Origin of the sequence: Acinetobacter sp. A3, from assembly GCF_012371415.1 — a bacterium.
GTDB lineage: Bacteria > Pseudomonadota > Gammaproteobacteria > Pseudomonadales > Moraxellaceae > Acinetobacter.
This window is the reverse complement of record NZ_JAAZQW010000005.1, coordinates 1-18386: the sequence shown is the minus strand read 5'-3', so window position 1 is coordinate 18386 and position 18386 is coordinate 1. Positions and strand designations below refer to the sequence as shown.

Here is an 18386-nt window from a genome sequence, read left to right as displayed (position 1 = left end):
ACGACATTTCAGCCCACCGCAAGCATATTTTCCATGCGCAGCTATAATTTAGTTTGGTTCCGACAAGATTTAAGAATTTCAGATCACAGTGCGCTTTGGCATGCGAGTCAAAATGCGCCATGTATTGGTTTGGTGGTTCTGTCTCCACAGCAACACCTCTTGCATGATGATGCGCCTATTAAAATTGACTTTTATTTGCGTCAGTTACAGGCCTTAAAAAAGCAGTTAGCACAGCTAAATATCCCCCTTATTATCCAAACAGTTCCACTTTGGTCAGATATTCCAACTGCCGTAAGCCAACTCTGTACACAATTGAGTACCTCACACCCCATACAAAACATATATGCCAATATTGAACTGGGCGTAAATGAGCTAAAACGTGACTTTCAACTACAACAGACCCTGAACAAGCAAGGGCTGGATTTAATCCTCTACCATGATCGTACGCTTTTCCCTGTAGGCAGTGTGCGCAATCAGAGCATGAAACCCTATCAGATATTTAGCGCATTTAAAAAGTATGCCTATCAGCAATTAAGTTTGGCTATACCACGCTGCTTCCCCTCTCCACAGCCGCAATTTGCAATTGAATTACCCTCTGAATATGAATCGACTGTTCCCAATTTAGAAACTTGGGGATGGGCTGCTGTGCCACAAGAACAGCAAAATTTATGGGCAGTTACGGAACAACATGCGCAGCAATTGTTGGATGATTTTGTGCATCAGCACATGCAAGATTATCAGCAACAGCGTGATTTTCCTGCACGGTCAGGCACAAGTCGGCTCTCTGCTTATTTAAATTGTGGGATTTTATCTATTCGGCAGTGTCTGGCTGCGGTTTTTGCTTCGTCGCAAGGTCATTTTCATCTGGAAAATATTGGGCAACAAACTTGGTTAGATGAATTACTTTGGCGTGAGTTTTATCAACATATTTTGTTTGATTATCCCAAAGTTTCCCAACGCCAACCTTTTAAAGACCAGACTGCACAAATTGTGTGGCGTAATGATCCAGCAGGTTTAGCGGCATGGCAACAAGGACAAACAGGTATCCCAATTGTAGATGCAGGAATGCGGCAACTCCTGCATACAGGCTGGATGCACAATCGGGTCAGAATGATTACTGCAATGTTTCTATGCAAGAATTTGTTGATTGACTGGCGCTTAGGCGAACAGTGGTTTATGCAGCATTTGATTGATGGTGATTTAGCTGCCAATAATGGTGGTTGGCAATGGTGCGCCTCGACAGGGACAGATGCTGTGCCCTATTTTCGGATTTTCAACCCTGTAAGCCAGTCCCAAAAGTTTGACCCACAGGGAGATTATATTCGCAGCTGGTTACCTGAACTGGCACATTTAGATGCCAAACACATTCACGAACCTTATGCGAAAAATCCAAATTTAAAACTGAATTATCCTCAGCCGATAGTAGATTTAAAACAGAGTCGTCTGCGCGCGATTGAGGCATTTAAACAGTTATAGGCGAAATGCAGATTGAATCAACACTCCCATCAGCTAAACTTTAGCCATGATGGGAGTTTTAAGAATTAAACCGACAGTTTAGGCCGCCTGTTCATCACGTTTAAAGACCAGTTCACCTTTTAATGAGCTGTCTGCATCGAAATAATAACCTTCACTATTGAATGCTTTTAAGTCTTCTGCGCGTTCTAATTTATTTTCAATCATAAAACGTGCCATCAAACCACGGGCTTTTTTGGCATAAAAACTAATGACTTTGTATTTGCCATTTTTCTGATCTAAAAATACTGGCTTAATAATTTCAGCCTGAATTTTTGTTTCCTGAACGGCTTTATAGTATTCATCTGAAGCCAAATTCACCAATAGATCAGACTGACTTTGCGTTAAATCTTGATTAATCAAATTGGTGATAATCTCACCCCAGAAATGATATAGATTTTCACCACGTGCATTATGCAATTTAGTGCCCATTTCCAAGCGGTACGGCATCATTAAATCTAAAGGACGCAATAAACCATATAGCCCCGAAAGCATACGCAAATGTTGTTGGGCAAACTCAATATCTGCAGGAGACAGACTATAGGCATCTAAACCTGTATACACATCCCCTTTAAAGGCAAACATGGCTTGACGCGCATTGGCAAGATCAAATTCTGCTTGCCAGTCACGAAAACGCTCAACATTCAAAGTGGCAATTTTTTCACTCACGCTCATTAAACTGGCAATTTCAGTCGCTGATAGTTTACGTGCCACATCAATTAATTCTTGTGAATGTTCAAGTAATCTAGGTTGAGTATATACATCGCTAGGTAATGCAGTTTCGTAATCTAAAGTCTTGGCTGGAGAAATTAAAGCGAGCATAAACCACCTAAATAAAAAATACAGAGCTCACTATAGCAGCAGCACAAGGCAAACTCCAATGTGTGTTTTTGCTTAACTGCATCGGAAAAAGTTTTCTTAAAAATATTTTTTAAGTCGCTGTAACTTAGGCGATGTTTAATTTTATTATTCTCTGGGCAATAAAAAACCCACTTAACTCTCCCAAATTAAGCGGGTTAAAATCAGGTTGTTATGTTGTATTTTTCTTGCTGCTCAATATACGGTTAGGATGTGTCAATTAGATGACATATCATTTAAAAAATGAATAATTTTGATTTATAAATCAAGTATAAATTTTAAATGACTCATTTGCATCTACATTGTTTTAACCTTTCCATTCAAACTCGCTAAATGAATGATCTTCTTTCAGGGTGTTTTCTACTGCTTGCGCCAATTGATTTAGCAAGCTTTGCTCAGTAATACGCTCTAGCCAGTCTTGCTCTTCATTTGGGTATGAGGTAATTACACAAACCAAATGCCCATCTTCATCACGGCTTTGACAGTTTACTGCCAATGGTAAAGCGTATTCATCTACACTCACTGCCACCTGCGCACCGCTTTGTGGCAAAGTCTGAAAACCATATTGGGATAAATTCTGTGAAAGTAAATTTGCAACATAATTCTGTGCCAAGGTGCAATCTTGTAACTCTTGTTTATTTTCACAATTCGCCATAAATTTTAATTTGCGCATGCTCAGACCCAAAGGCTTTTTTCTTGTATGGGTTTAGCATAAGCAATAAAACGCAAACAGCCAAGCAAAAGCTTGGCTGTTTCAGCATAAAGTATAGGGTTTGTGATGCTTCATCTCATCCCCTATATCACTTTGGCTTATTCTGTTACTTGAATATTTAAACCCGCCACGCCAGCAAGTTCAGTAAAGGTTGGGAAACTGGTCGCAACAGTTTCTGTACCGACAATTTTAATTTCACCTGAGGTACGCAAACCTGCCATAGAGAAACTCATGGCAATACGGTGGTCATGATGTGATTCAATTTCACCGCCAGTAAATACTGGTGACCAGTCGCCTGCTTTACCTTTACCCTGAATGATAATGCCATCTTCAGTTGGTGTGCAGTCAATACCCATAGTTTTTAAACCATCTGCCATAACTTGAATACGGTCAGATTCTTTCACGCGCAATTCTGCAGCACCTGTCAGTACAGTTTCACCTTCGGCACATGCTGCTGCAATGAACAATGCTGGAAATTCATCAATTGCTAAAGGGACTTGATCTTCAGGAACATGAATACCTTTTAAAGTACGTGAACCACGAATACGAATATCTGCAATAGGTTCACCGCCTGCAATGCGCTCATTTTCTACACTTAAGTCCGCACCCATTTGTTTCAGAATTTCAATTACACCAGTACGGGTTGGGTTAATCCCCACCGCTTCCAAGGTGACATCTGAATTTTCTGTAATGGCAGCACCCACCATAAAGAACGCAGCAGAGGAAATATCGGATGGTACTTGAATATTAGTGCCAACTAATTTACCGCCACCTTGCAATGAAATACGGTTGCCTTCTGTTTTCACTTCATAGCCAAATGCACGCAACATACGCTCTGTATGGTCACGGGTTGGTTCAGGTTCAGTCACTGACGTTTCGCCTTCTGCCCAAAGTCCTGCCAGTAAAATACCTGACTTCACTTGCGCAGATGCCATTGGCAAGTCATATTGAATGCCTTTCAGTGCTTGCGCACCTGTAATAGATACAGGCGGTGTTCCACGTTCACCCGTCGTTTGAATTTGAGCACCCATTTCACGTAATGGTTTTGCAATACGTTCCATTGGTCGCTTGGTCAATGACGCATCACCAGTCATAACAGAGTCAAACTGCTGCGCAGATAACATACCTGCTAACAAGCGCATTGAGGTGCCTGAGTTGCCCATATAAATTGCGCCTGCAGGTGCTTTTAAACCTTGCATGCCCACCCCATGAATAGTGACTTCACCATTTTTAGGGCCTTCAATGCTTACACCCATATCACGGAATGCTTGCAAAGTCGCTAAAGCATCTTCACCTTCAAGGAAACCTGTCACATGCGTAGTGCCTTCAGCAATGGCACCAAACATAATTGAACGATGTGACACAGATTTGTCACCCGGTACGGTAAATTTACCTTGGAAAGTCTTAGCACCCGGCAAAATCGTAAATTGTTGTGTCACGTTATTGTTCTCCATAAAAGGTTTCTTGGCGAGCATGTAGTTAAAATGCTGTCGTGCCGCTTGCGCATGTCCTAGCAAGCCCATTAAAGCATGCGAGTCTTCTTGTTCAATCAATTGGCGAATAATCTCAAGTTGACTTTCAAAGCCATCCACCGCTTTTAACAGTGCAGTTTTATTGGCAAAGAAAATGTCATGCCACATTTGCGGATCACTGGCAGCAATACGAGAGAAGTCACGAAAGCCTCCCGCAGCATAACGGAAAATGTCTAAATTATCTTCCCGATTTGCCAATTGTTCGACCAAATTAAAGGCCATTAAATGGGGAAGATGACTGGTATATGCCAAGACTTCATCGTGCTTTTCCACATCCATGCAAATGACTTCAGCTTTGGCGCTTTCCCACATTTGAATCAGTTTGCTGACTGCCCATGACGCACTACTAGGTAAAGGAGTCAAAATCACTTTGTGGTTGGCAAATAGATCAACCTTACCTGCATGCACACCTGTATGTTCTGCCCCTGCTATTGGATGACCAGGGACAAAACCTTCAGGTAAGTTATCACCGAATACGGCTTTGGCTGCAGCCACTACACTACCTTTGGTGCTACCAACATCGGTCAGAATCACGTGATCTGCCAAATAAGGCTGAATCTGTCGTAAGACTTTTTCTGTCGCTTGTACAGGCAATGCCAACACCACCAAATCTGCACCCTGTACGGCCTCTACAGGATTATTAAAACCTTGTTCAATCAACCCTAATTCTAAAGCATCCTGTAAGGTCTTTTCAGAGCGGGTCGAAGCAACAATATGCTGAGTTAAATTTTCTGCCAGCATTACACGTGCCAAACTCGAGCCAATAAGCCCGAGTCCGATAAATGCAACTTTTTCAAACAATGGTTGCGCCATGTTTTATGCCTTTGCTTCCTTGCCCAATACTTTTGCTAATGCACGTAGGAACTTGGCATTTTCTGCTTCTGTACCAATTGAAACACGTAAATGCGTTGTAATACCTACAGGACGAACAATCACGCCTTCTTTCAATAAAGCATTAAATGTTTGACCTGGATCAGCCTCTACATCAACCAAAATAAAGTTAGCACGTGAAGGCACATAATTTAAGCCCAATGCTTTAAAGCCTGCTTCTAATTGCGCCATACCAGCTTTATTGCTAATACGAGATTTTTCAATAAAATCTTCATCTTGTAATGCAGCAACTGCGGCCACCATTGCCAAATGGTTAACGTTAAATGGCTGACGAATACGGTTTAAATAGTCAGTCACTTCTGCCGATGCCAATGCAAAACCAACACGCAATGCAGCCAAACCATAACATTTAGATAAGGTGCGGCTCACGATAAGGTTCGGATATTGCTCAAGGAATTTCAGGCTGTTGAAGTTTTCTGGGAAATATTCCACATAGGCTTCATCAAGTACCACAATCACCCGTGCAGGAACTTTTTGCATAAAGGCTTCAAATTCAGCCTCTTCAAACCAAGTACCTGTTGGATTATTTGGGTTCGCAATAAAAATTAATTTAGTGTTGTCTTGAATTGCTGCAGCCATTGCATCTAAGTCATGTGAAAAACCTTTGGCAGGTACTTCAATGGCTTGTGCATTAATTGCTTGCGTTACCAAGGCATAGACTGCAAAAGCATGCTGACTATACAAAACTGAATCTTTGTCTGAAACGAATGCACGAGCAAACATTTCAAGCAAGTCATTTGAACCATTACCTAAAGTAATTCGGTCATGTGCAAAACCAAACTGTTTTTGAATTTGGTCTTTTAAAATAAAACCACCACCATCTGGATAGCGACCAATTTCTGCAATTTCAGCCGCTACAGCTTCTTTAACTTTGTCTGAACAGCCCAATGGGTTTTCATTAGATGCAAGTTTGACGATATCTGTAATCCCTAGCTCACGCTCAAGTTCACTGATTGGTTTACCTGGTTGATAAGGCTTTAACTTCGAGATACCTTCATTGGCTGGGACAAACGACATTTTACACTTCCAGTAGACTAGGTGATGGACGTGGTGCGCATCATGGAATGCACACCAACAAATTAAATACGGTTATAGCACTGCAGCAGGATATGAACCCAAGACACGAATTTCTTTGACCAATGGGCGAATTTCTTCAATCGCTGCACGTACATTGTCTTGCTCGACATGCCCTTCTAAATCAATAAAGAACACATACGACCATTTTTCAGGTAAAGCAGGACGGGTTTCAATACTGGTCAGACTAATATTGTGCTTCGCAAATGGTGCAAGAATTTCAAGCAAGGCACCTGCACGGTCATGTGCAGACACTAACAATGAAGTTTTATCATTGCCACTTTGTGGAACTTTCTCACGACCAATCACCAAGAAACGTGTGGTATTTTCTGGGTTATCTTCAATATTACTATGCAAAGTTTCGAGTTCGTAAATGCTAGCTGCAATTTCAGAAGCAATAGCAGCAGAATGCCATTCATTGCGAATACGGCGTGCTGCTTCTGCATTTGAGCTAAGTGCTACACGTTCAACGCCCGGATAATGCACATCTAACCACTTACGGCATTGAGCTAAAGTTTGCTGATGTGCATAAATTTGTTTAATGCTGTCTTTACGGGTGTTTTCAGACACAAGGAATTGGTGATGAATACGCAACTCCACCTCACCAATGACATTTAAGGGTGAAGATTTAAAACAATCTAGCGTGTGGTTTACCACACCTTCAGATGAGTTTTCGACAGGTACTAAGCCATAGTGTGCACTGCCTGCTTCCACTTCACGGAATACTTCATCAATGGTAGGCAGCGGACGCACAATTGCATCCTGACCAAAATGTTTAAGTACGGCAGAATGTGTATAAGTGCCAATTGGACCCAAGAACGCAATACTTTGTGGCGCTTCTAGCGCCAAACATGCCGACATAATTTCACGGAATAAACGTGCCATGGTCACATCAGACAACGGCCCTTCGTTGCGTTCCATAACATTACGTAAAACTTGTGCTTCACGTTCAGGACGGTAAAACAACGGATTCTCTTCTGCTGCAAATTTTGCTTTCGCCACCGCCTCTGCAAGTCGTGCCCGACGGTTAATCAGCTGTTGAATCTGTTGGTCTACAGAGTCAATATCTTCACGGATTTTAGCGAGATCAAGAGAAGTCGTTGTGTTCTGATCGTCTTGGATCATTGTTATGTCGCCCTTCATAAACATTTTGCAAATAGTATAACAATAGTTAGCTTTCAAATGTTGCGCAATACAACTTTCAGTGTTTCAGATTTAAAAACATACAGTTGATCAAAGCATCACCAATCTCTTAAATACATGATGAATATAAGCGATAACTGACTTGGTTATTTGCCCGATTATTTTAACCTGCTCCAAACTTAGTTTGAGTGTAAATAGCAATCAGCTGATTGCTTTTAAGTCTGAATATAAAAAGAGCCAGCACAGGGCTGACTCTCCGTTTAAATTTTGCTGCTTGATATCAAAAATAGATGTATCTATTTAACGTCCTAATAAACTACGTGCCACAATTTCTTTCATAATTTCATTTGTTCCGCCGTAAATCCGCTGGATACGCGCATCCACAAAGAAACGTGAAATCGGATACTCAGTCATATAGCCATAGCCACCGAACAGTTGTAATAATTGATCGGCTATTTTCATTTGCATGTCTGTTGAAAAGCTTTTGAGCGCAGCTGCGGTTTCTACATCGAGTTTGCCTTGCATATACAATTCGACGTTTTGATTATAAAAAGCAGCTGTTGCCAATTCATCAATTTTGGCCTGCGCCAATACAAAGCGAGAGTTCTGGAACTGTCCAATCGCTTGTCCAAAAGCCTGACGCTCTTGCACATATTGTGTGGTTACATCAATCGAGCCGCGAATTGCGCCTAATGCTGTCGCTGCAATAGCAGTACGCTCACGTGGCAATTCCTGCATTAAATAGGCAAAACCTTGCCCTGCCTGACCCAACAATTGATTTTTTGGCACTTTAACATTGTCAAAAAATAGCTCTGACGTGTCTTGTGAATGCAAACCAATTTTTTCCAGATTGGTTCCTTTTTTAAAGCCATCTAAATGCGTATCGACCAACATCAGCGATACACCTTTGGCACGTGCTTGTGGATCAGTTTTTACAGCGAGAACCACTAAGTCTGCATGCTGACCATTAGAAATAAATGTCTTGGAGCCATTTAAAACATAATACTCATCTTGCAAAATGGCATTGGTACGCATGGCCTGTAAGTCAGAACCTGCACCTGGTAGTCATACCAATTGCGCCAACCACCTCACCCGACACCATGCGTGGCAACCAGTATTGTTTTTGCTCTTCTGTACCAATATGCAAAATATACGGCGCAGCAATTTCAGAGTGACAAGAAATACCTGTAGACAGTGCGCTATAGCCTGCACGTGCTGATTCTTCGACTAACATTAAAGAATAATGTGTCGGCACGCCATAACCGCCATATTCTTCTGGCACATCAATACATAAAAAACCATTTTCACCGAGCAAATTCCAGACACTGCGCGGCATGATGCCTTCGCGTTCCCACGTTGCATAATGCGGTGCAATATGTTCCTGCATAAAACGGCGAAAGTTATCTCTAAATAATTCTAAATCTGCATCATAAGCCAGCATATAACATCCTTGGTTTTTCAATTGTTGTTTTCAATCCATCCCATGCTATGCATTTTTAACCTAGCTGTCATGCATTATTGTGCGCACTTATATTACTTTGCAGTCAAACTTTAATGCACAGCGCAAATGCTCACTTAAACTTATAGCCAACGCTGTGAATAATGCTGCAAACTGTTGCCGAAGTTTATACACTAAGGTCATTGTGAAATTTCAAATGAAAGACGTATGAACCCGCTTATGCTAAATACAAACCCAAATAAAAGAAATATTTATAAAGATGCAGAACATCCTTTTGCACAATTTATCCGTATTATTGGCAAAGGCAAAACAGGCGCACGTTCACTAACCTATGATGAAGCCTATCAAGCCTTTGGCATGATTTTGCGCAATGAAGTGCTCGATGTGCAATTGGGAGCTTTTTTAATGCTGCTGCGTGTAAAAGAAGAATCGGTAGATGAATTGGCAGGCTTTGTCCAAGCGACTCGTGATCAGTTGCAATTTAAACCACTACACGTCGATTTAGATTGGTCTTCTTATGCAGGTAAACGCAAACATTATCCGTGGTTTTTATTGGCGGCACTGACTTTGGCAAAGCATGGCTATAAAGTAGTCATGCATGGCGCTTCTGGGCACACCATTAACCGCTTATATACCGAACAAGCACTGCAATATTTAGGTTTCCCCATTTGCGAAAACGACCTACAAGTTGAGGAGCAATTGGCACAACGCAATTTTGCCTATTTGCCGCTACATGCCATTTCACCCATTTTGAGTGATCTTATCAACTTACGCAATGTCATGGGTTTGCGCTCGCCAATTCATACCCTTGCTCGGCTGATCAATCCATTTAATGCCAAAGCCACGATGCAGGCTATTTTCCATCCTGCTTACCGCAGTTCACATCAACAAGCGGCATTTCAGCTAGGTTATCAAAACAGTGCGGTCATTAAAGGTGAAGGTGGTGAATTTGAACGCAATCCAGATGCCAGAACTTTAATTTGTGGTATTAAGAATGGCACCTTATATGAGCACGAACTACCTAAATTGACCGATAGCCGCAGCCCTGTAGAAGAAGAACTAGATTTGGCTGTTTTGAAAGCGGTGTGGTTAGGTCAGCAACCGCATGAATATGGTGAAATTGCAGTGACTGAAACCATGGGCATTGCTTTATACACCATGGGCGTTTGTGACGATTATGATGCAGCAATGCAAACCGCACAGCAGCTTTGGCAAAATCGCCATCACTAAAACCCAAAACTTTGCTAAAAATACGGCAATAAAAAAGACACCTTCAGAGGTGTCTTTTTGCGCTTTCAATTCTAAATTAAAAGTTACATGGCGTGATTTAAACAAAACGAATAGGTTTAAATTCCTCATGCTTGTGATGATCGTCATCACATTGCTCGCCTTCTTCTTTAGTGCCACGGTCAATATAGCCACTGCGCTCGGTTTCAGGCAGGTTTTTCATTTCCCATGCATATACCGCTTGCATGCAAATTTCACGTTGCTCCTTGGTCAAAGCAACGCCATTTGGCCATTTACCAATTTCAACTGCCGTTTTTAAACGTCCAACAATTTCAGGATCGAGTACGGCAAGCATTTGTTCAATATTCATCATTCATCCTGCTGTTGCATTGATTCAAAATCTTGGTTCCATCCTAACTTGGTACGACATGCCATATAAAAGTCATAACCAGGTGGATGTAATAAATTCAATTTATAAGGATGTTTGCGGATATGCAAACTATCTCCAACATTTAATGAAACACTATGTTGACCATCGGCACTGACCATTGGCAACACACGGTTTTCACGAATCTGGATTTTAATTTCACTGTGTCCGCCCACCACAATTGGACGCGAAGACAACGTATGTGGATGCATAGGCACCAACGCAATTGCATCCATGCTTGGATGTACAATTGGCCCACCACCCGACAAAGCATAAGCGGTTGAACCTGTAGGGGTTGAAACAATTAGACCATCACTATGCTGACGGTAGACATACTGCCCATCAATGTTCAGCTCAAAGTCAATCATGTGCACAGACTTGCCCGAATGCAGCACCACATCATTTAAAGCAATCGCTTCATAAATGATTTCGCCTTTAGAGCGCACTTCCATTTCCAGTAAAAAACGACGGTCTGACTGGAAATGCCCCTGTAACACCTGATCTAATTTAAAAATAACTTCAGTCGGTTTAATATCGGTCAAGAAACCTAAACGACCACGGTTCACCCCAATCACAGGCGTATTGTATTTGACCAGTGCCCGTGCTGCATGCAGTAATGAACCATCGCCACCCACCACAATCACCAAATCAACCACTTCCCCCAATAAAGCACGGCTAACGGTTTGTGTGTTGGCATAAGGCACAAGTTCAGCAGTTTCAGAATCAAAAACGGGATGCAAGCCCAAGCCTAAAATATGATCATGGATCAGACATAAAGTTTCTACGACAGAATATTTGTCTGGACGACCAATCAGTCCAATGTTCCGAAAGTTCTTATGTGAGAGTTGCACCTGCGATATCGCTCCGCTACGATTCGATGCCTATAATAGCACTAACCCGATTGATTTAAAAAAACTTTAAAACTACATTTTACGGCCTATTTTATGACGTAATTTTCTGTTCAGTCACAGATTAATTATTGCAAATTCAGTAAAAGCTTCGCATGATTAGCAAAATTTATCAGGATCTTATCGCGATTTATGAAGTCTGAGCGTGGCATAGGCATAATTGCATTACTGTTTTGCATTATCGTTATTGGTGGGTTTATTGCATTTAGTATCTACTTGATTCGTCTAGATAATATTGTCAGAGACAAATTCGAGGGACAACGATGGGATATTCCAGCCAAGGTATTTGCACGCCCATTAGAAGTGTATAGCAATGCACCTGTGAGTCAGACTGACTTTACGCAAGAACTAAAACTGCTGGGTTATAAAAATACGGATAATTACGCCAAAACAGGCAGTTATGTCACAGATGGCAATACCTTATTTGTGCATACCCGTGGTTTTGACTTTGGCGATAGTGTCGAACCTGAACAAGTACTAAAAGTAAGTTTTGCCAATAACCAAATTAGCGAAGTGAGTGCCACCAAACCGTCTAATACAGGTATTGCACGCTTAGAACCTATGCTGATTGGCGGGATTTATCCGCAGCACAATGAAGACCGTGTCCTGATTAAACTCAATAAAGTACCAAAACCTTTAATTGAAGCGTTAATTGCCACTGAAGATCGTAATTTTTATCAACACCACGGGGTTTCAATTCGTGGTACTGCACGTGCCATTGTCAGCAACGTCACTGGCGGAAAGCGTCAGGGTGGTTCTACACTCACCCAACAGTTGGTGAAAAACTTTTATTTAAGCCCAGAACGTACTTTAAAACGTAAAGCCAATGAAGCACTTATGGCTATGCTTATTGAGCTGCATTACAACAAAGATGAAATTTTAGAAGCCTATTTAAATGAAGTAAATTTAGGCCAAAATGGTAACTATTCAATCAATGGTTATGGCTTGGCTTCGCAATTCTATTTTGGGATGCCATTACGTGAACTGAATATTTCACAACAAGCTTTTTTGGTCGGTTTGGTACAAGGCCCTTCTTTATATAATCCGTGGCGTAACCCAGAAGCTGCAAAAAAACGCCGTGACATTGTTTTAAATAATATGTTGGTGATGGGTTATTTAAACCAAGAACAATATGAAAAAGAAACTGCACGTCCATTAAATGTCATTGCAAAACCAACCTTAGGCCCTGCCCGCTTCCCAGACTTTTTGGATATTGTGCGTCGTCAATTGCGTACCGAATACCAAGAAGGTGACTTGACCAATCAAGGTTTGCGGATTTTTACCACGCTTGATCCAATTGCCCAAACCAATGTGCAAAGTGCGTTTAAAGCTTCGGTTGAGCGTTTAAGCAAAATCAATCCAAAACGATTAAAAGACCTACAAGGTGCGGTGCTGATTTCTCATCCTGAAAATGGTGAATTGGTGGCAGCTGTGGGTTCAACTCAAGATTTCACAGGCTTTAACCGTGCATTAGATGCCAAACGTCAGGTTGGTTCATTACTCAAACCTGTGATTTATTTGAGTGCTATTGAGTCCGGGCGTTATAACTGGGCCAGCCCTGTAGAAGACAGCCACATCAGTATCCCAATTGATGGTAAGTCTTGGACACCACGTAATTACAGTGGCAGTGATCATGGTATTGTGTCTATGTCTCAAGCGCTCTCTCAGTCTTATAACCTGTCTGCAGTGCGCTTGGGTCAAGAGTTTGGACTCTCTACTTTCCGCAATCACCTGATCAAATTTGGTGTACCGAGTGATGCAGTTCCACAATACCCATCTATTTTCTTGGGTGCGGTAGATTTATCACCTATGCAAGTCATGGATATATACGGCAACTTTGCCACAGGTGGCTTCAAATATCCGACCAAAGCCATTCGTTCAGTGGTCGATGCCAATGGGCGTTTATTAGATCGTTACGGCTTAACCGTACAACAAACCATTGACCCATCGGCAGCCTATATTTTGAATTATGGCTTACAGCAAGTCATGAGCTCAGGTACTGGTCGCTCGGCATATAACAGCTTATCCACCGATTTAAAATTGGCAGGCAAATCAGGCACCACCAATGATACCCGTGACTCATGGTTTGCAGGTTATTCTGGCAACTATTTAGCGGTGGTTTGGTTAGGTTTAGATGACAACAAAGTCACTGGATTAACAGGTTCATCGGGTGCACTGCCAGTGTGGGCCAATGTGATGCAGCAATTGCGTCAAAAGCCAGTTAATTTACGTCAAACCGAGCAAATTCAATGGCACTGGATTGACCGCAGTTCTGGGCATCTATCTGCACAAGGCTGTGAAGGTGCAATGTATATTCCTGTGAATCGTAACAATGTACCACGACAGGCAACAGCATGTGGTATGCCACATTATCAGGTCGAGCCTATTTACCAACCCGATACCGAAACTCACCAAGCTACACCTGAAACGGACGACAGTATCGAGAATTATATCCGTGAAACTGAATCTGAATTTGATGACAATGCTGAAGGACGTGTCATCTCTAGCGGTAGTTATATCAATTAACACTTGAGGATATAGGTCATTGGGTCTTATGAAATTACATTTTACAGGTAAAACTTTTTTCAGCGCACTGTTGCTCGGTTCACTGAGTTTAATTGTGGGCTGTCAAAGTCTGCCTGAATCAACTCCTGCTCAGCCAACACCAGAAAAACCTAAAACGGTGACGACACCCGAGGGTGTGGTCATTCGACCTTATGAACGTGAAGAAATTAAACGTCAATCTCTGCAAGTGGTGGTGCCACAACAGAAGGTACAACAAAAGTTAGAAGATGGTCGCAGTTTACCTGCTTTTAAAAAGTTAATGCAGCAAACCCAAACGGCGTATAAACAAGGGCAATTTAATCAGGCTGAAACTGCAGCCTTACAAGCACAGCGTCTTGCTCCACAAGCGGCTGAAACTTATTTATATTTGGCTTTAATCGCCAATCAAAAAAACCAACCCGCCAATGCCGAAGCGTTGGCACGTCGCGGTTTGACTTATGCACAAAGTGATGCCATGAAGCGCCAATTGTGGCTGGTGATTCAAAAAGCTGCACAAAAACAAAATAATGCGAAAAGCCTAGCGCAAGCCCAACAGGCTTTAAAGAATTTGTAATGACAAGTGCATGAGCAAAATTTAGAAAATCGCTGAGTTAGACCACATCAGCGATTTTTTTGTTTGGGAATCAAAAGATCAAATAAAACGCACGCCCGCAATACCATAGGCATGGTGTTGCTCTGCCACGGCGAGATCATCCTGCGTTAAGCCCCCCAAAGCAAACACGGGAATATCGACAAGTTCGGTAATCTGTTGGAATTTTTCCCACCCTAAAGCAGTTGCATCTGTATGGGTAGCCGTTGGTAGAACGGGGCTAAGTAAAATTGCTTCACAGCCAATCTGCTGTGCATGCTGTGCCGAAACAATATCATGGCACGCTGCAATATAGCGCAGACCAACTTTTAAATCGCCTTTTTGTAATTGCATCAGTTGAGATTGTTTAAGATGAATCGCAGCGACTGCTTGCTGCTGCATCGGATTAAGCTGCTTCCATAATTCCAAATTAATAATCACCTGCCCCAATTGTTCAACGCAGTATTGGATCAACTCCATTTTCTGCTCAGCTGTTGGCTCGACTCGCCAATACAGTAATTTTTCTTTTGGTAAGCTGCTTAAAAGGCTTAAATCTTCACTAATTTTAATAGCTTTTGGCCAAACTAGCCGCTGTAGAATTGCACGGTTGGCTTGAGGGAAATTCAAATCTAATAACTGTGAGCGGCTAAACCAAGCCCAAGGCACTTGAATATCCTTTAATAAAGCAGTGGGTACTGCAGCATGAAAGATGTGTAAATTGACAATCACATCGTCATATTCATGGCAAATCACATCAAAGTCATGCCAATGCTGAAGTCCAATGCCTACTTCTTCAAATACCTCACGACGGCAAGCCGCTACAGGGCTTTCACCTGCTTCCACTTTACCACCTGGAAATTCATGCTTATTGCCTTGATGCTGTTTGGCTTCCCGCCATCCAACCAAAACTTTATTTTGGTGAAAAAGTAAGGCTATTGCCACATGAATAGTTGGCTTGAACATGAATCTCATTCCTTCTGTAATGCAGCATATTTCGGTAGGCATTACCGATTTTATAAATTCTACAATAATTCGTTGACAGGTTTACATGATAATGATTATCATTTAAAACAATTCTTACACACCACGGAGTATAACAATGAATGCCCCATTTCGCTTTTTTTCAGGTCATTCCGACACTCAGCATGCCTTACCTATGTTACATTCAAATAACTTATTTGCGCTAGGACGTGAAATTCGTATTCTGCATGCGGGCGAAGAGTATCGTTTGCGTTTAACCCGCAACAATCGCCTTATTCTCACAAAATAACAAAAATAACTAATACAACAATAAACGTGGGAACAGCAGTATGAATCAGCGCATACTGCTTTTTTGCGCTGAAGGATTTATTTTTTAGATCAATTTTAAAAACTAACGAGGCCTTTTAATTATTTTTAGGCAGTACAATTCGCACTTGCAAACCACCTTGTTCGGCTCGTGCAAACTCAATTTTACCTGCATGTAATTCTATAATTTTTTTACAAATGGAAAGCCCCAAACCAGAACCTTGAGTTTTACTGCCCAAAGCCCGATAAAAGCGCTCCCCCAAACGTGCCAAGACTTCATTGGTTACGGTTTGCCCATTATCGGCTATGCAAATTTCCTGCGTAAATTCATGGGTTTTGGTCTTTATCCAAATCGTCCCTTGTGGCGCAGCATAGCGCACTGCATTATCAACCAAGTTACGTAAGCAGCTAAATAATAATTCTGCATTGCCCAGTACCTGTATGGGCTGTATATCCAACTGAACATGCATATTTTTTTCCTGAATGAACGGCGCCAGGCTTTGTAGAACCTCATCCATGAGGGTTTGGACAGATACCGCACTTTTGTTTAAGGACTGTTCATCTGTCGGGTCTAAACGTGCCAGTAACAGCAAATTTTCCAACACTTGTGTACCACGGCTAACATCACGCTGAATTTGCTCTAGATCTAGTGCAAGCTCAGGTTGCTGTTGATATTTACGCTTCAATACCTGTAAACGCATTTGAATGGCAGATAAGGGGGAACGTAATTCATGCGACGCATCTGCCGTAAAACGCTGTTCTGCAATTAAAGATTGTTCCACACGTGATAGTAATTTATTCAGTTGCTGCACCATCGGTTGCAGTTCTTTCAATTCGGGTTGGCTAGGCACAATGGCACTTAAATCGTGCTGATTTTTAGCTGCAATTTGTTGAGATAATTGCTGAATCCGCTTAAATTGGCGACCAATCATAAAATGTACAATTGCCCATTGCAGTAACCATAACACCAATAAAATGGCGGCATAACCCAAACTAGTAGCAGCAATTTCCTTGAAGCGATACTTTAGCGGCTGCGTAACAATTACCTGTAAGCCATCTTCTTGCGCAATATAGCTTCGCCAAATTTGAGCATCATGCCAATGAAATGAAAAACTATCTGTCGAAGTTTGAACTAGCTGAGGCAAGTTAAGCTGAGAAAGGTCATCTTCATCTTCTGATGTCGTCAGAATCAGATCATCCAAAGTTAATTGATAGCCAATATGAAATTGTTCGCTTAATTCATCAACTTGATTACCTGCATGATCACGCAAGTCTGCCCGCAGCAGCATATCGGCAATTTCATCCATAATTTCATCATGCACTTGCATGGTCTGATAACTTGCAACTGCCAACAGTAAAATTAAGGCAAGGCTTCCCGCCAAGACTGAACTCAGTACTGAACTTTTGACCAGTTTTGACTGTAAAGAAACCGTATGTTGTGACATGCTTAATCAGCTTTAGGTTGTATCTTGCTGCATACGATAGCCTAAACCACGTATGGTTTTAATACGAGTACTGCCAATTTTTTTACGTAACTGATAAATAAAAACCTCAATCGCATTACTTTCAATTTCATCGCCCCATGCATATAAAGATTCTTCTAACTGCTCGCGAGTCACTACATGCTGCGGGTTTTGCATCAGTTTATGTAAAATCTGAAACTCTTTGGCAGTTAAATTCACTGGCTGATCATCTACTTTCACCTGTTTGCTTTGTGTGTCTAGAACCAAATTAGCAAAAACCAAATCATGGCTTGGATGGCTTTGTGCATTGCGTAACTGACTGCGCACCCGAGCCGATAACTCTTCTAAACTGAATGGCTTGACCAAATAATCATTGGCACCCAAATCAAGTCCTTGCACCCGATCTTGAATGCTATCTCGTGCGGTGATGAAAATGACTGGAGTATCTTGTTGCTGTTGTCTTAAGGCTTGCAGAATTTCATCGCCACTGTGTTTAGGCAAACCACGATCTAGCAACACACAATCATATTGATGCTGCTGAATGGCTAAAATAGCATGATCACCACGCTCGACCCAATCGACGTTATAGCCATCCATTTCTAACCAAGTTTTAATACTTTCTGCTTGAGATACATCATCTTCAGCCAAGAGTAATCGCATGCCATCCTGTTCCTTAAAATGTATCAAACATAGTCAAGGACTAATTCGCACTCTGTTAATGTCTTGTTGCCAAGCGTGTAACTAGAGCCTGAGTCGGTCA

At 41.7% G+C, this 18386-nt stretch carries 15 protein-coding genes and 1 pseudogene; 5 read left to right on the top strand and 11 right to left on the bottom strand.

The genetic code is table 11. The annotated features are described in order from the left end of the window. The first annotated feature begins 33 nt into the window (after positions 1–33). Entirely contained in the window at positions 34–1476 is a 1443-nt protein-coding gene (locus HHA42_RS03115) for a deoxyribodipyrimidine photo-lyase (protein WP_168525423.1), read from the top strand. A 78-nt stretch (positions 1477–1554) separates the two neighbouring features. Here HHA42_RS03115 and yaaA read toward each other — a convergent pair whose 3' ends face one another. From yaaA to HHA42_RS03085, 6 genes and pseudogenes are all read right to left on the bottom strand, one after another. Then, entirely contained in the window at positions 1555–2334 is a 780-nt protein-coding gene (gene yaaA, locus HHA42_RS03110) for a peroxide stress protein YaaA (RefSeq protein WP_168525422.1), read from the bottom strand. 343 nt (positions 2335–2677) lie between these two features. Beyond that, positions 2678–3043, bottom strand: coding sequence for a hypothetical protein (locus tag HHA42_RS03105; RefSeq protein ID WP_168461328.1), 366 nt, complete (start codon positions 3041–3043; stop codon positions 2678–2680). Between the two features lie 137 nt (positions 3044–3180). Continuing rightward, positions 3181–5427 (bottom strand): bifunctional prephenate dehydrogenase/3-phosphoshikimate 1-carboxyvinyltransferase, encoded by a 2247-nt coding sequence (locus HHA42_RS03100; protein WP_168461326.1) that lies wholly within the window; start codon positions 5425–5427, stop codon positions 3181–3183. Between the two features lie 3 nt (positions 5428–5430). Beyond that, positions 5431–6522, bottom strand: coding sequence for a histidinol-phosphate transaminase (hisC, locus tag HHA42_RS03095; protein WP_168461325.1), 1092 nt, complete (start codon positions 6520–6522; stop codon positions 5431–5433). A 72-nt stretch (positions 6523–6594) separates the two neighbouring features. After that, positions 6595–7704, bottom strand: coding sequence for a prephenate dehydratase (gene pheA, locus HHA42_RS03090; protein ID WP_168417981.1), 1110 nt, complete (start codon positions 7702–7704; stop codon positions 6595–6597). 318 nt (positions 7705–8022) lie between these two features. Beyond that, positions 8023–9163 (bottom strand): annotated as a pseudogene (locus HHA42_RS03085) (acyl-CoA dehydrogenase family protein). A gap of 237 nt (positions 9164–9400) precedes the next feature. Between HHA42_RS03085 and HHA42_RS03080 the strand changes: the two are divergent. Then, entirely contained in the window at positions 9401–10411 is a 1011-nt protein-coding gene (locus HHA42_RS03080) for a glycosyl transferase family protein (protein WP_168417983.1), read from the top strand. A 97-nt stretch (positions 10412–10508) separates the two neighbouring features. On the opposite strand, the gene HHA42_RS03075 is transcribed toward HHA42_RS03080, so the two are convergent. Then, positions 10509–10778: a DUF1315 family protein gene (locus HHA42_RS03075; protein WP_168417984.1), complete on the bottom strand. Its 270-nt coding sequence runs from the start codon at positions 10776–10778 to the stop codon at positions 10509–10511. Next, positions 10778–11695 (bottom strand): NAD(+) kinase, encoded by a 918-nt coding sequence (locus tag HHA42_RS03070; protein WP_236162403.1) that lies wholly within the window; start codon positions 11693–11695, stop codon positions 10778–10780. The genes HHA42_RS03075 and HHA42_RS03070 overlap by 1 nt, the downstream gene beginning before the upstream one ends. A gap of 180 nt (positions 11696–11875) precedes the next feature. Between HHA42_RS03070 and mrcB the strand changes: the two genes are divergently transcribed. Continuing rightward, entirely contained in the window at positions 11876–14269 is a 2394-nt protein-coding gene (gene mrcB, locus HHA42_RS03065) for a penicillin-binding protein 1B (RefSeq protein WP_168525421.1), read from the top strand. A gap of 28 nt (positions 14270–14297) precedes the next feature. Continuing rightward, a complete protein-coding gene (locus HHA42_RS03060) occupies positions 14298–14861 on the top strand; it encodes a tetratricopeptide repeat protein (protein WP_168461320.1) in 564 nt (187 codons plus the stop codon). 78 nt (positions 14862–14939) lie between these two features. Here HHA42_RS03060 and HHA42_RS03055 read toward each other — a convergent pair whose 3' ends face one another. Next, positions 14940–15839: a thiamine phosphate synthase gene (locus tag HHA42_RS03055; protein WP_168417988.1), complete on the bottom strand. Its 900-nt coding sequence runs from the start codon at positions 15837–15839 to the stop codon at positions 14940–14942. A gap of 136 nt (positions 15840–15975) precedes the next feature. Here HHA42_RS03055 and HHA42_RS03050 point away from each other — a divergent pair, with 136 nt between their 5' ends. Then, positions 15976–16146, top strand: coding sequence for a hemin uptake protein HemP (locus HHA42_RS03050; RefSeq protein ID WP_168417989.1), 171 nt, complete (start codon positions 15976–15978; stop codon positions 16144–16146). Between the two features lie 115 nt (positions 16147–16261). Here the strand turns inward: HHA42_RS03050 and HHA42_RS03045 are convergent, their stop codons facing one another. Further along, positions 16262–17608 (bottom strand): ATP-binding protein, encoded by a 1347-nt coding sequence (locus HHA42_RS03045; RefSeq protein WP_168417990.1) that lies wholly within the window; start codon positions 17606–17608, stop codon positions 16262–16264. A gap of 12 nt (positions 17609–17620) precedes the next feature. Continuing rightward, on the bottom strand, positions 17621–18286 hold the full coding sequence (locus HHA42_RS03040; RefSeq protein ID WP_168417991.1) for a response regulator transcription factor: 666 nt from the start codon (positions 18284–18286) through the stop codon (positions 17621–17623). Between the last annotated feature and the right edge of the window lie 100 nt (positions 18287–18386).